Annotated in this window: 12 protein-coding genes; all 12 read right to left on the bottom strand. The window is 63.0% G+C overall.

From position 1 onward, the window contains the following. Nucleotides 1-145 precede the first annotated feature (145 nt). Nucleotides 146-319 carry a hypothetical protein gene (locus H8S57_RS02615; RefSeq protein WP_186906510.1) on the bottom strand — a complete coding sequence of 58 codons (174 nt, stop codon included), beginning with the start codon at nt 317-319 and terminating at the stop codon, nt 146-148. An 81-nt stretch (nt 320-400) separates the two neighbouring features. After that, complete coding sequence (locus tag H8S57_RS02620; protein ID WP_186906511.1) at nt 401-1,063, bottom strand: thiamine diphosphokinase; 663 nt, start codon at nt 1,061-1,063, stop codon at nt 401-403. Then, nucleotides 1,048-1,929, bottom strand: a complete 882-nt coding sequence (gene rsgA / locus H8S57_RS02625) for a ribosome small subunit-dependent GTPase A (protein WP_186906512.1) — start codon at nt 1,927-1,929, stop codon at nt 1,048-1,050. The genes H8S57_RS02620 and rsgA overlap by 16 nt, the downstream gene beginning before the upstream one ends. A 1-nt stretch (nt 1,930) precedes the next feature. Continuing rightward, on the bottom strand, nt 1,931-4,057 hold the full coding sequence (gene pknB, locus H8S57_RS02630) for a Stk1 family PASTA domain-containing Ser/Thr kinase (RefSeq protein WP_186906513.1): 2,127 nt from the start codon (nt 4,055-4,057) through the stop codon (nt 1,931-1,933). Nucleotides 4,058-4,073: 16 nt separating this feature from the next. Beyond that, the gene (locus H8S57_RS02635; protein ID WP_186906514.1) at nt 4,074-4,805 is read right to left on the bottom strand and encodes a Stp1/IreP family PP2C-type Ser/Thr phosphatase; all 732 of its coding nucleotides are present in this window, start codon (nt 4,803-4,805) and stop codon (nt 4,074-4,076) included. Nucleotides 4,806-4,880: 75 nt separating this feature from the next. Next, entirely contained in the window at nt 4,881-5,912 is a 1,032-nt protein-coding gene (gene rlmN / locus H8S57_RS02640) for a dual-specificity RNA methyltransferase RlmN (protein WP_186906515.1), read from the bottom strand. Continuing rightward, a complete protein-coding gene (gene rsmB / locus H8S57_RS02645; protein WP_186906516.1) occupies nt 5,909-7,879 on the bottom strand; it encodes a 16S rRNA (cytosine(967)-C(5))-methyltransferase RsmB in 1,971 nt (656 codons plus the stop codon). Before rsmB ends, rlmN begins: the two co-directional genes overlap by 4 nt. 1 nt (nt 7,880) lies before the next feature. Next, a complete protein-coding gene (locus tag H8S57_RS02650; protein WP_186906517.1) occupies nt 7,881-8,579 on the bottom strand; it encodes a zinc metallopeptidase in 699 nt (232 codons plus the stop codon). Nucleotides 8,580-8,591: 12 nt separating this feature from the next. Then, nucleotides 8,592-9,839: a glycosyltransferase family 39 protein gene (locus H8S57_RS02655; RefSeq protein ID WP_186906518.1), complete on the bottom strand. Its 1,248-nt coding sequence runs from the start codon at nt 9,837-9,839 to the stop codon at nt 8,592-8,594. Nucleotides 9,840-9,842: 3 nt separating this feature from the next. Beyond that, entirely contained in the window at nt 9,843-10,763 is a 921-nt protein-coding gene (fmt, locus tag H8S57_RS02660) for a methionyl-tRNA formyltransferase (protein WP_186906519.1), read from the bottom strand. Continuing rightward, nucleotides 10,760-11,263 (bottom strand): peptide deformylase, encoded by a 504-nt coding sequence (gene def, locus H8S57_RS02665; protein WP_186906520.1) that lies wholly within the window; start codon nt 11,261-11,263, stop codon nt 10,760-10,762. The genes fmt and def overlap by 4 nt, the downstream gene beginning before the upstream one ends. Before the next feature lie 11 nt (nt 11,264-11,274). Further along, entirely contained in the window at nt 11,275-13,752 is a 2,478-nt protein-coding gene (gene priA, locus H8S57_RS02670; protein ID WP_186906521.1) for a primosomal protein N', read from the bottom strand. Nucleotides 13,753-13,807: the final 55 nt, after the last annotated feature.

Consider the following 13,807-nt stretch of genomic DNA (forward strand, 5'->3'; position numbering starts at 1 on the left):
CTTGTACGGGCCCTGCGGCCCTTTTTCATGCTACAGAACTATATGTACAAGGTCGGCCAACTATGTCTGTCCTTTTCTCAGCGCAGTCCAAAAAGGGTCTTCAAAATGCCGCGCAGCGCCTTGGGGGATTTGACCACCACGATCTTCATAGCATAGCCTCCCTGTCATCCCAAAATCGTTTGATCCAGTCCTTGCCCCGACAGCCCAGAACGGCGCCCAGGCCCAGCGTGAACAGGCTGGCCGGATGGAGCAGAACGGCCGCGCCGCCAAGGCAGAGGACCGCGGTATACAGCGTCTTCTTGTTCAGCAGCTGCGTCAAAACGGCCGCCTCCCTTCCATAACTGGTCTCATAACCAGTATACGCGGGAGGCGGCCGTTGGTTCCAATGCCGCATTGATTTTTACGCGCCGGACAGCCTGTCCAACCGGACGCTGCGCAGAAGCAGCACACGACCGGAACCGATCACGATCTCCTGCCGCGGTCCTCCGGGCTCGTTGCTGACGGAAAAGGTGTCGCCGCGGGTCAACACGGCGTCTTCAAGGGGATATTTTACGTTCCGAAGCGTCACGCCCGTAATGCTCCGATCCAGCGGGACAAGGGAGAGATACCGGTAAGGCGGTACATTGTCCAGCAAGAGGGCTTCGCTGTCCAGATAGCGCGCCTCATTGTCCTCGTCCACGATCATGGCCCGACCGCCCCGCCGGGCGATCCACTCCAGCAGCGCCAGATTGGATGCGGTATGGTCCAGCCGCCCGCCGGTGCAGCCGCACAGCAGCAGCTCCCGGCAACCCATGGACATGGCCTGCTCCGCGGCGGCCTGCAGATCGGTCTTATCCTTCTCAACGGGCAGGCTGATACAGGGTATCCCCTCCTCCGGAGCGCCGCCGGAATCCCAGTCGCCGATGAGAAAATCCGGCTGCAGGCCGGCGGCTCTGGCATTCCGAACCCCCCCGTCGGCACAGAAGACCGTCCATGCTCCACGCTCGAGATACGGGCGCAAACCGGCAGGATCCCCGCAGGGGGCGGAGCCGAAGATCAGGGCCTGCGTCATTTCAATTCCCATTCGGGCACTTCCTTTGCCTGTTCATACAGCCGGACATAACTGGCATGGCGGCTGGGCGCGATCGCGCCATCCGCCACCGCCTGCAGGACCGCGCAGCCCTTCTCCTTGATATGGGCGCATCCGGTAAAGCGGCAGCGATTCAGGTAGGGCGCAAACTCCCGAAAGGTATATTGCAGCTCCTCCGGCCGCCGCAGCTCCATCCGGTCGGTGTCGAAAGAGGAAAAACCCGGCGTATCCGCTACGATGGCCCCGTTTTTCAGACGAAACAGCTCCACATGGCGGGTGGTATGCCGGCCGCGGCCCAGTTTGTCGGAAACCTGGCCGGTCTGCAGATGGAACCCCGGCTCCAGCGCGTTGAGGATACTGGATTTCCCAACTCCGGAATTCCCCGTGAAGGCAGACACCTTTCCGGCAATCCGTCCGGCCAATTCTGCGATTCCCACCCCGGTTTCAGCGCTCACCCGCAGCGTTGGAAAGCCCGCCTTCTGATAGGTTTCGTAGAGCGCCTGCGCCGTGTCCAGATCGTATTTGTTGATACAGACGACGCATTGGCAGTCCCGCCCCTCCGCGAGTGAGACGACCCGGTCGATGAGAAAGGGGTCGGTAACCGGAACCGCACCGGATGCGATGACCACCAGCTGATCGATGTTGGCGACCGCCGGGCGCTGGAATTCATTCTTCCGGGGCAGGATGCCGTCCAGCACCCCGGCGCCGTCCGCCAGGAGGGTATAATCCACCCGGTCTCCGACCAGAGGATTCAGCTTTTGATGCCGAAATTTACCCCGGGCCCGGCAGGCGACCGGCACGCCGTCCCCGCGGTCCACGTAGTAAAAGCCGCTGAGGGCCTTTAAGATGATCCCCTGCATCTCAGGAACCAAAATCTACCGTGTCCGTCACGGTCAGAACATCATCGATATAGACCTTGACCTCCTGAACACCGTCGCCGAGAATGGGGGCGTTCACCACCATCAGCTGCGTATTGACCACATTCCGGTAAACCTCGGTGTCTCCCACCACAATGACCACCGTCACCGTCTCACGTCCGTCGTCCGGCAAATGCACCGTATAGGTGCGATAGACCGGGCTGACCTGATCCGGCGTGGGGCTGGGACTGGGGGAAGGACCGGGTTCGGAGCCCGGCGTGGGAGTCACGCCCGGCTCCGGCGTGGCCGCCGGATCGGGGCCAAGGCTGACGTGGAACAGGATGGTCGTCCCCTCGTCCACCGAGGTGTTGGGCTGGATGCTCTGATAGCAGATCCGCCCCGCGGCAATTTTCGGATCATAGGCCTCATCCACGGCTCCTACGGTCAGCTTCATGCTTTCGGCCGTATTGCGGGCGGCCTCCTCCGTCATATCCAGGAAGGAGATCACAGAGACCTGTTCCACTTTGGGCCCAAGGCTGACCACCAGGGTAACCTGCTCCACCTGTTCCAAGTCTTCCCCCGCCGCAGGGGTCTGGTCCATGATATAGTCCTTGGTATATTCGTCGGAGTTCTCCTCCACGATGGCAATGCTCTCCTCATCAAAGCCCAGGCCCTTCAAAACACTGATGGCCGAGCGCTTATCCTGATTTTTCAGGTCCGGCATCTTTGTTCCGGCGAGAGGGTCTCCGGTGGGGCCTCCGCTGATGGTAACGGTGATGGTACTTCCTGCGGCGGCGTTCAGGCCGCTGTCCGGAGACTGCGACACGATCTGTCCTGCGGGCAGGTTATTGGCCACGGTTTCCGCTTCCGGCGTGATGATGAATTGGGCCGCCACCACATCTTCCTGCCCTCTGGCCGCCTCCACCGTCATGCCGGTCAGATTCGGCACGCGGTAGCCCGGCTCGGTACCGCCATGCAGCATGCCGCTGAATACGGAGACCCACAGGAAGACGCCGATCCCGATCAGAAAGACAATGATCGCGCCAATGGCCAAAAGGACGGGCAGGCGGCTGCCTTCCCGGCGTCCGTCCTCTTCGTCGTAGTCGAAATCGTCGTCCTGGCGGAGGCTCTGGCTCCGCCGGCGCCGGTCGGGAACGGGCTGGCCGGGCCCCTCCTCCCCCGAGCGCCCATGGGCGGGCTGCTGCTTTACGCTGTGCGGCGTATTGGCGCCCAACACCTGCGTGGGCTCGTCTCCGTCCCCTGCCAGCAGGTCCGCCGAGGTATAGTCAAAATTGATGCTGGGATTCTTGCGGAACTCCTCCAGATCGGCCAGCATGGCGTCGGCGGAGATATAGCGCTGGTTCACGTCGGAGGCCATGGCTTTCATGGTGATGGCCTCCAGCGCCTCCGGGATCTCCGGATCGATCTCCCGGGGAGAGAGCGGGATGGAGTTGATATGCTGGATCGCCACGGCTACCGGGGAATCTCCCTCATAGGGCAGGCGGCCGGTAATCATCTCATAAAGCACCACACCTGCGGAATAGAGATCGCTGCGGGCGTCGATATGACTGCCGCGAGCCTGTTCCGGCGAGATATAGTGTACCGACCCCAGCGCCTCCTGGGTCAGCGTGGCCTGGGCGGCCGAGGTGAGGCGTGCAATGCCGAAATCGGCCACTTTCAGGCTGCCGTCCCGCAGGACCATCATATTATGCGGCTTGATATCCCGGTGGATGATACCGCGGCCGTGGGCGTGAGAGAGCGCCTTCATGATCTGGGTAATGAAGTGCAGGGCCTCCCGCCAAGACAGCTTGCCGCCCTTTTTCTGCATGTACTGCTTGAGGGTGATACCGTCGATGAGCTCCATGACGATATAGTCCAGCTCGGAGGAGCGGGACACGTCGTAGACCGCCACGATATTGGGATGGGACAGCATGGCGACGGCCTGGGATTCGTCGTGGAAGCGGCGGCGGAATTCCGCATCCTGGGCCAGTTCCTCTTTGAGGATCTTCACCGCTACCAGACGGTTGAGGCGATGGCAGCGGGCCTTATAGACCACGGCCATGCCGCCCACGCCGATGCGCTCCAGGATCTCATATCGGTTGTCGAGTAATTTCCCTATGTACTGATCCATAGTTCATTACCCCCTTTTACTGGATTTCGAAGAGGACGGCGGTCACATTGTCCGGCGCGCCCCTGGACATCGCAATGTCCAGCAGGCGTTGACAGCAATCCTCCGGCGCGCCCCCATGGAGCGCCTCGTAGAGCATCTCCTGATCGGTTACGATGTTGCTCAGTCCGTCGGAGCAGAGCAGCAGGAAGTCGCCCCCTGCCAGCGCCTGCTCATACAGATCGGCCCGGATGCGCTCCTCAGAGCCCAGGGCCCTTGTAATCAGGTTTTTCCGGGGGTGATTGCGGGCCTCCTCCGGTGTGATGTCGCCCCGCGCCACCATATCCTCCACCACTGAGTGATCCCGGGTGACCCGACGGATCCCCTCTCTGGAGATGTGATAGGCCCGGCTGTCTCCGATGTTCAGAAGATAGGCCGTTTGCTCCACCACCAGCGCTGCCACCATGGTGGTGCCCATCCCCCGGCAGTCCGGGTCGGTGGCCGCCCGATGATAAACGGCGGCATTGGCCTGCTCCGCTGCGCGGGAGAGCACCGCCGCCGGGTTGGCGTCTGCGTCCTCCTGCCAGTTTTGCAGTGCGTCCACGAAGGTCTCAACCGCGACCAGGCTGGCAATATTACCCGCCCTGGCGCCGCCCATGCCGTCGCATACCACGCCTACGGCCAGATGTTCCGAGGGGCTGTCTAAGTAAAAGCCGTCCTGATTCTGTGGTCTGACCGCACCCTTATCGGTGATGCCCCATACACGTATCATATGAACTGCCTCTTTCCCGCGCCTGTATTCCACCCCTGTACCCTGCGCGGCCGGGTGGGGCGTTTCTGTCGTCCATCAAATACCGTCCTGCTCCCGCAGCGCCTTGCGCCGGAGCTGTCCGCAGGAGGCGTCGATCTCCCCGCCCAGCTTCCGCCGGACAGTGGCCGTCACCCCCTGCGCCTCCAAACGTCTCTGGAATTCCGCCACCCGGCGGCTGGGTTTGAGCGGACTTTCTTCCACGTCGTTGAGCGGGATCAGGTTCACGTGGCTGCCCGTCCCCTTCAGATACCGGGCCAGCAGGTCGGCCTGCCAGTCGGCGTCGTTCACGCCGTCAATCATGGCGTACTCGTAGGAGATGCGCCGCCCGGTACGTTCGAAATAGCGGCGGCAGGTCTCCAGAAGCTTCTCCACGCCCACGCTCCGGTTCACCGGCATCAGCCGGGAACGGGTCTCATCATCCGGCGCGTGGAGTGAGACCGACAAGGTCAATTGTAACCGATGTTCCGCCAGCTTGTCAATTTTTTCAGTCAGTCCGCAGGTAGACAGAGAAATATGCCGCATCCCGATCCTGAGTCCCTCCGGGCTGTTCACCAGCTCCAAAAAGCGCAGTACCGTGTCGAAATTGTCCAGCGGCTCCCCGATGCCCATAAGCACGATATTGCTGATGGGCGCACCGGAATCCAGCTGGGTGAAAAGCACCTGATCCAGCATCTCCGCCGGCGACAGGTCTCTCACCTTGCCCCCCAGAGTAGAGGCGCAGAACGCGCACCCCATCCGGCAGCCCACCTGGGAAGAGATGCACACAGTATTCCCATGATGATAACGCATCAAAACCGTTTCAATGCAATTGCCGTCCCACAGCCGCCAGAGGTATTTCACGGTGCCGTCCTTGGGATCCACCTGCTTCCGTTCTACCGCAGGCGCATAGAGCCTGCAGCGCCCGGCCAGCTTTTCCCGCAGCGCCTTGGAAAGGTTGGTCATCTCATCGAACGACCGCGCGCCCCGGTGGAGCCACTGGAAGACCTGCTTGGCCCGGAAGGGCGGTTCCCCGATCTCCTGGAAAAAGTCGGTCATCTCGCCCAGATTCATGGATTTGATGTCGGTCATGCTCTCTCATCTCCTCCCGGTCCGGCCGGCGGCTCCAGTCCATATTTTGGGGCCACCCGCGCCATCTGCTCCGGAGGGACCGGCCCGTGGGGCGGCGCAGACCGCCAGGGCCCGCCGTCATAGGGTGCGCGGCCCGGCTCCAGCGGAAATTCGGCCCGGAAGTCGTCGGTCTGCACCCAGATCTGGGCAAAGTACCAGCCGTGGGACTGCTCATACGCCAGATTCTCCGGAAGGGCGGCAATCAGCTGCTGAAACTCGGGTCTGTCCAGCAGCTTGGGGTGGTACACCCGCTCCCGCCACAGCTCCACGCCCAGCTCCGGGAAGTCATAGGTATCGGCCAGCTCAGAATCCACACAGTCACACACGAGACCGGACTCCCTTGACAGGGCGGCGACCACATCCTCCGCGTGGGTGCGGGTCAGCTCCAAGCCCCGATACAGAATCCGGATGTCCTCATCAGCGTTCAGGCCGATGCGGGACAGCCGCCCATCCCTATACTCCAGATAAAAGGATTGGGGGGCCTGCGGCAGGCCCAGCCTGCGGCAGGTTTCCTCCGCCTCCTCCTCCGTCATGCCCAGGCGGAATGGGCCGAAGCCCTCCCGGGGACGGATCTCATAGGCCGCCCGCAGCCGGCGCAGCTTGGCGAAGAAAAAGCCGTCGGTGTTGTGCCGGTGGGGCCAGCAGGTGAGCATACCTGTGTCCGTGCCCTCGAAGGGACCGGGCACCTGGAAGCCCTCCAATGTAAAGTTTGGATGCCTGTCAAGAAACGCCCGCACCACGTCCTCATTCTCCCGCTCCAGCAGGGTGCAGGTGGCGTAGAGGAGCACGCCGCCCGGACAGATGCAGCCGTGGCGGTCCAGGCTGCCCGGCCTGACATACCGGGCCACATTGTCCAGAATGGCGGCCTGTACCTTTGGCAGGTTCTCCAGGGGCTCAGGGGCCTTGTAGCGGATGTCCGGCTTTTTGCGGATAATACCCAGGCCTGAACAGGGCACATCCGCGATCACCAGATCAAACTTGTCAAGGAATTCTTCCTTACAGCACTTCCCGTCCAATACCTGGGTCTGAATGCAGTCCAGACCCAGGCGCTCCGCCCCAGCCTGGATCAACGCCTGCTTGTGGGGGTGGATATCACAGGCGAGGATGCTTCCATGATTCTTCATGGCGATGGCGGCTGCAAAGGATTTCCCGCCGGGAGCGGCGCAGGCGTCCAGTACCTTCATCCCGGGTTCCGGTCCCGCGGCCAGCACCGCCAGCCGGGCGGCAGGGTCCTGAATGTAAAAAAGGCCCTGCCGGAATGACTCCAGCCGCTCCAGGCTGCCGGTATCCGACAGCTCCAGACAGTCGGGCAGCCAGGGATGGGGTGCAACGCCGACTCCTTCGTCCCGCAGCCGTTCCGCCGCCGCCGCTGTCGATGCCTTGCCGGTGTTCACCTGGGCCATGGTCGGAGGCTGGGCGTTGTCGGCAGCCATCAGCGCCTGTGCCTCCTCCCTGCCCAGCCGTCGGACAAATTCGTCTGCCAGCCACTGAGGATGACTATACTGTACGGCGGCATCCGGGGGCGGGGGCAAGGATTCTTTTTGACGGACGAGGCCGCGCAGTACGCCGTTGACCAGTCCGGCCGAGCGCGGGTTTTTCGCGTACTTACGGGCCAAATTCACCGATTCGTTCACCGCTGCGCGGTCGGGGACCCGGTCCAAAAACAGGATCTGATAGGCCCCCAGCCGCAGGCACTCCAGCACCCGCTCTTCCAGCTTTCTCAGCGGAAGGCGGGACAGGCCCGAAAGGTAAAAATCCAGCAGGATCCGGTTTTGCAGTACGCCGAAGCACAGCCGGGTAGCCAGCGCCGCGTCCCGACTGTCCATACCCGAATCCCGGAGCGCTCTTTTTAAAAATCCATCCGACCACGCCCCCTGCCGCGCACAGGCGGACAGCGCGAGCAGCGCGACCTCTCTGGCGTTTCCCACGTCAGTCCCTCCGGCGTCCGCCGAAGGCCAGCAGGAAGCGCAGCAGCTGTGCCAGGGATACCAGCAGGGCGGCCACATAGGTCATGGCGGCGGCAGAGAGTACCTTTTTCGCGCCCTGCAGCTCCCCATCCCCCAGCAGATTGCCGCTCTCCAGTGTGGCGATGGCCCTGCGCGAGGCGTTGAACTCCACTGGAAGGGTGACCAACTGGCCCAGCACCGCCACTCCGAACAGAATGACGCCGATGCCGAACAAGGGCTCGGAATACAAAACCAGTCCAATGACGATGAACAGGATAGACAGCTGGGAGCCGATATTGCACAGCGGGATCAGCGCGGAACGTACCTTGATGGGGCCGTATCCCTCGGCGTATTGTACCGCATGGCCCGCTTCATGGGCGGCTACCCCGACGGCCGCTACCGAATTGGCGCTGTAAACGGAGTCGGACAGGCGGATCACGTTGGCGCGGGGATCATAGTGATCGGTCAGATTGCCCCGCACGCGTTCTATGGCCACGTCGTATACGCCGTGGGCACGAAGCACCGCCTCCGCCGCCTGTGCTCCGGTCAGTCCCCGGGATGCGGGCAGACGGGAATAGCGGCGAAACGTAGCGGATACCCGGATCTGGGCCACCAGGGCGATCAGCATGGCCGGGATCAGGATCATCCAGTAATAGGGATCATAGTAGTAAAAAAACGGCATAACAGCATCCTCTTACATGATTTGTCCGCCGGCGAGGTAACCCAGCAGCGTAACGGCAAACAGTACCGCCCCGCCTGCGGCAAGGGCAATGGAAGCCCCCCTGTGCCGCTGGGTCAGTACGGCGGCGAACAGGAAAAAGGGCACGGCACAGGACAGATAGCGTCCGGCGCTCAGCAGCCAGGAGAGGGAATAGTCCAGCACCAGGGTCGCAAAGGCATACAGGGTATACATGCTGCGGCAGCGGCGGTTGACCGCCAGCAAGACCCCGAAAAACACTGGAAAGAGGACCAGCGTGGGCACCCAGAGCTGGAGCCGGATGGTCTCGTCATAGTAAGATACGGCGTTTTGCAGCACGTACCAAAGGGTTTCTGAAATCCAGCAGAAGCCCTGGCTCCAGTGCTTCTGCATCTCGGTAAAGCCAAAGGGGGTTCCGGTGACAGACCAGTTCAGTCCCAGGTAGACCAGTGTGCCCAGCAGGGGCAGCAGCAGCGCCGGAAGCGTCCGGAAGATCCGTTTCCAGTCAAAGCGTCCCAAGCTCTGTACCAACTCGGCGCCCGCCGCCAGAATGAGCAGCACCCCGTGCATCCGCGTCAGGGCTGCCAGCGCCCCCCACACACCTGCCGGGAGCCAGTGATGGCGGCGAATGTGCCAGAGCGACGCCGCCGTGGTCAGCAGAAACAGGCTCTCCGTCATCACGCCTCCAAAAAAGAAGGCGTAGGGGAACACCGACAAAAATACCAGCGTCCACCGGGCGGCGGAGCGCCCGTATTCCCAGGCCGCCAGCCGGTACAGATACACACAGCCGCCGCCAAAGCTCAGGAAAGAGACCAGAAGTCCCGCCGCCATAGTATTCCCGATCACCCGGGCGGCCAACCGCACAAGCCATACATACAGTGGAAAAAACACGACGAACAGGTGCTGGCCGTTCTCAACATACCCCTCATAACCCAGCTCTGCCAGGTTCACATAGTGCCAGGCGTCCCATTTTTTCCACAGATCCAGCGCCCAGGATGAGCCGCCTCCCCCTCCCAGCAGCCGGCCGGCCAGAAGGGCTGCGGCCAGAAAGATCAGGATACGAAACAGCAGCGCCGTGCCGAACACGGCGGCACACTCCCGCGGAGCGACCAACACGCCGCGCTCCGCCGGCACATCCGTCCCCAGAGGAACCGGAGCGCCGCAGTCGCCCAGCCAGCGGAGCAGAAGCAGCAGGCCGGTCAGTGCCACCAGGGCGGAGATCAGAACGCTCCAGAGCAGGTGCACGGCCTACCCCAGGGTCAGCGGATGGCCCCGCAAATAATCCGCAGCCTTCATGCGCTTGCCCCCGTCGGCCTGGAGCTCGTCGATGCGCAGCACCGTGCCGCCGCCGCAGGCCAGTTTGATCCCATCCTTTCCCGCTGCCAGAACGGTGCCGGGCGCTTCCGCCGTGCGCTCCTCCAAGACCGCAGTGGAAAACACCTTACACCGGGTGCCGCCCAAAAAGGTTGCTGCGGCGGGCCATGGGATCAGCCCCCGGACCTGATTGTGGAGCGTCTGGGCCGTGTGGGTAAAGTCCATGGGGGAAAGCTCCCTGGTCAGCATCGGGGCAAAGGTGGCCTGGGCCGCGTCCTGCGGCGTGCGTCTGGCAGTGCCGTCCGCAATGGAGTCCAGCACTTGCACCAGCAGCGCGCCGCCCAGTTTTGCCAGGCGGCCATACAGCTCCTGGGCATTTTCGTCGGGACCAATGGGGGTAACCGCCTGGTCGATCACATCTCCCGCATCCAGTTCAGATGCCATATGCATGATGGTCACGCCGGTCTCGCGCTCTCCATTGAGCACCGCCCAATGGATGGGCGCCGCGCCCCGGTACTTGGGCAGCAGCGACGAGTGCACGTTGATGCAGCCCCCAGCCGGAGCGGACAGGATCTCGTCCGGCAGGATGCGGCCATAGGCCGCTACCACGATCAGCTCCGGGGCCAGGCCGCGGATGAGCTCCAGCGCCGTACCGTCCCGCAGCTTGACCGGCTGGTACACCGGGATGTCATACGCTTGGGCACACGCCTTCACAGGGGTGGGCTGCAGCTTCATTCCCCTGTTTTTGGGTTTATCCGGCTGGGTGAACACGCCGCATACCTCGTGTCCGGCCGTCACCAGCGCCTCCAGAGCGGGCACGGCAAATTCCGGCGTGCCCATGAACAGGATTCTCATTTCCGCTCCTTCTCCGCCTGCTCCTCCAGCAGTTGATCCAGCTCTTCGGTCGTATAAAGCCGGGGGGCGTGCTCAGTAAACAGGCGGCCGTCCAGGTGTTCAATCTCATGACAGAAGCAGCGGGCTACCATGTCCGCTCCCTCCGCCTCAAATAGCATCCCATTGCGGTCCTGCGCCCGCACCCGGACCGTTTTGGGGCGCTTGACGACGCCCCAGCGCCCCGGCACGGAAAGACAGCCTTCAAAGCCCTCCTGCTCTCCCGCCTGGTCAATGATTTCGGGGTTAACAAGCTCCAGCATGTTGTCCTGGTCGTCCACCACGATGACCGCCCGGCGGAGGATGCCCACCTGGGGCGCCGCCAGGCCCGCGCCATTGGCGTCGGCCAGGGTCTCCTTCAGGTCGTCCAGCAGGTCCCAGAGCCTCTGGTCAAAACGGGTGACCGGGCGGCAGACCTTGTGCAGGGCCGGATCCCTATCCTCTAAAATTGTTCTCAGAGCCATATTGCTTCCTCCTAATCCAATGGGTCCACATCCGCAGAGACGGACACGCCCTTGTTTTCCTTGTCCTTCTGGGCGCAGCGCACCAAGTGAGCTACCATGGCCCGTACGGCGCGGGTATTCCGGCAGGCCAGGGTCAGCCGGTAGCGGTAACGGTCGTTGACTTTGGCCACGCTGGCCGGAGCGGGGCCAAGCACCTGGGCTTCCAGCGCCCGAAATTCCGGGCGCTCCAGCCAATCCTCCAGCGAACGGCGCAGGCGCATACAGGTCTTCAGCACAGCGCTCTCTGACAGGCCGGAGGCCGTGACCACAAACAAATCGCGGAAGGGCGGGCAACCCCTCAGACGGCGCAGGACGATCTCCTGTTCATAAAACCGGTCGTAATCCTGCCGCGCGGCACAGAGGATCACATCGTTTTCCGGCGTATAGGTCTGGACGATGGCCCGCCCCTTTTTGTTCCCCCGGCCCGCCCGGCCTACCACCTGGGTCAGCAGGGAAAAGGTCCGCTCCCCCGCCCGGTAATCGTCTACATACAGGGACAGATCCGCCGACACTACGCCTACCAGCGTTACATTTTCAAAATCGAGCCCCTTCGCCACCATCTGCGTACCCACCAGGATGGGGATCTTCTCTTTTTCGAAGCGTGAGAGCAGCTTTTCGTGGGATTGGGTGGCGGAGACGGTATCCGTATCCATCCGCAATACCGTTATGCCGGGAAAGGCCGCTTCCAGTTCCTCCTGGACCTTCTGGGTGCCGGCGCCGATAAAATTCAGCGTGCCGCCGCATGCCGGACAGGCCGCCGGCAGGCGCTCTGAATGGCCGCAATAATGGCACATCAACCGTCCATTGGCGGAGTGATACGTCAGATGCACCGAACAGCGGGGACAGGTGGGCACCGCTCCGCACTCCCCGCAGGAGACCATGCGGCTTGCCCCCCGGCGGTTGAGAAACAGGATGCTCTGCTCCCCCGCCCTGAGGGTCTCCTCCAGGGCCTGCCGGAGGGGCAGGCTCAGAGAAGTCCCGTTTCCGGCGCGCAGTTCCTCCTTCATGTCCGCGATAAAAACAGCGGGGAGGGCCTGTTCATTATAGCGCCGGGAGAGGGTGAAACAATGGTAAACGCCGGTCCTGGCCAGATACATACTCTCCACCGACGGGGTGGCCGAACCCAGCACCAGCAGCGCGCCGCTCTGGGTACAGCGGTATTTTGCCACGTCCCGCGCATGATATTTGGGAACATTCTCCGACTTGTAGGTCGCTTCCTGCTCTTCATCCAGAATCACCAGGCCCAGATCCTTCAGGGGCGCGAAGACTGCGGAGCGGGTGCCGATGGCCACCCGGGCTTTTCCGGTACGCAGACGCTTCCATTCGTCGTAGCGCTCCCCCGCCCGTAAAGACGAGTGGAGTACCGCGACCGCATCTCCGAACTGTGCGGTGAAACTGCGCAGCAATTGGGGGGTCAGGGCAATTTCGGGCACCAGTACGATCGCGGTACGGCCCCGGTCCAGGACCTGCCGGATGAGGCGAATATAGACCTGGGTCTTTCCGCTGCCGGTGACCCCGTACAACAGGGCGGCGGCAGGCTTCCCGGCGGCGGCCAGGGCGGATAGTCCTTCAAAGGCCGCCTGCTGCTGTTCATTCAGTTCCGGCGGCGGAGCGCTTTCCACCTCCGGCACGCGCACGCGGCGGAATACTTCCCGCCGCTCCAAACGGACCAGGCCGCTTTTGGTCAGGGAGCGCAGCGTGGCGCTGGAGGCGCCCGTAAAATAACACAGCTCCTTGGAAGACGCGCTGCCAAGGGCCGCGAGCAGCTCTATCACCGCATAGCGCAGCGGGGCGGAGCGGCGCTTCGGCGTCACTTGGGCCATGGCCTCCTCCGCCGGGACGGCCAGCACGGCCACCTGTTCCGTCTTGTCCCCCACGCCCCGCTCGGCGCTGGTCTCCAGCTGCAGAACGCCATGGTCGGTCAGCTGCCGCAGGGCCGGGTTGGGGTCCTTGATCCCAAACGCTTCCCGGATCTGCCGCCGCTCGGCGCTGCCGCCGGAGGCAAAGATCAGCTCCAGGATACGCCTGGCATGCTCCGACTTCCCGGCGGAAGCATAGGCCGTCTCCCGGTCGATCCCCGGAGCCACGGCATAACGATCCTGAAGAGAAAAATACAGCCCGGCCGGCAGCATGGCACGCGCAGCGTCATAGACCGTACAGAACCAGCGCTCCCGCATCCAGAGCGCCAGCTGGAGCGCCTCGGCATCCAATACCGGCTCCTCGTCCAGCAGCGTCAGGATCGTCTTGCGTTTGGGGTCCGGAGGCCGTCCGTCCTCGAATGCCAACACGATCCCCTCTGTGCGGCGGTTGCCCGCGCCGAAGGGAACGACCACCCGCATACCGGGGCGCAGCGTATCCGCCAACTCCCGAGGCACTTGATAATCGTAGGGCCTGTCGATGGCGTAGGTAGCGGCGCTGAGCGCGAGCTTGGCCACCGCAACGGTATCCATCCAATCCCCCCTTTACCCCGGAAAAGGCAAGCGGCAGGCCATCCATGGCCCGGAC

Origin of the sequence: Lawsonibacter hominis, assembly GCF_014287895.1 — a bacterium.
Taxonomy (GTDB): domain Bacteria; phylum Bacillota; class Clostridia; order Oscillospirales; family Oscillospiraceae; genus Lawsonibacter_A; species Lawsonibacter_A hominis.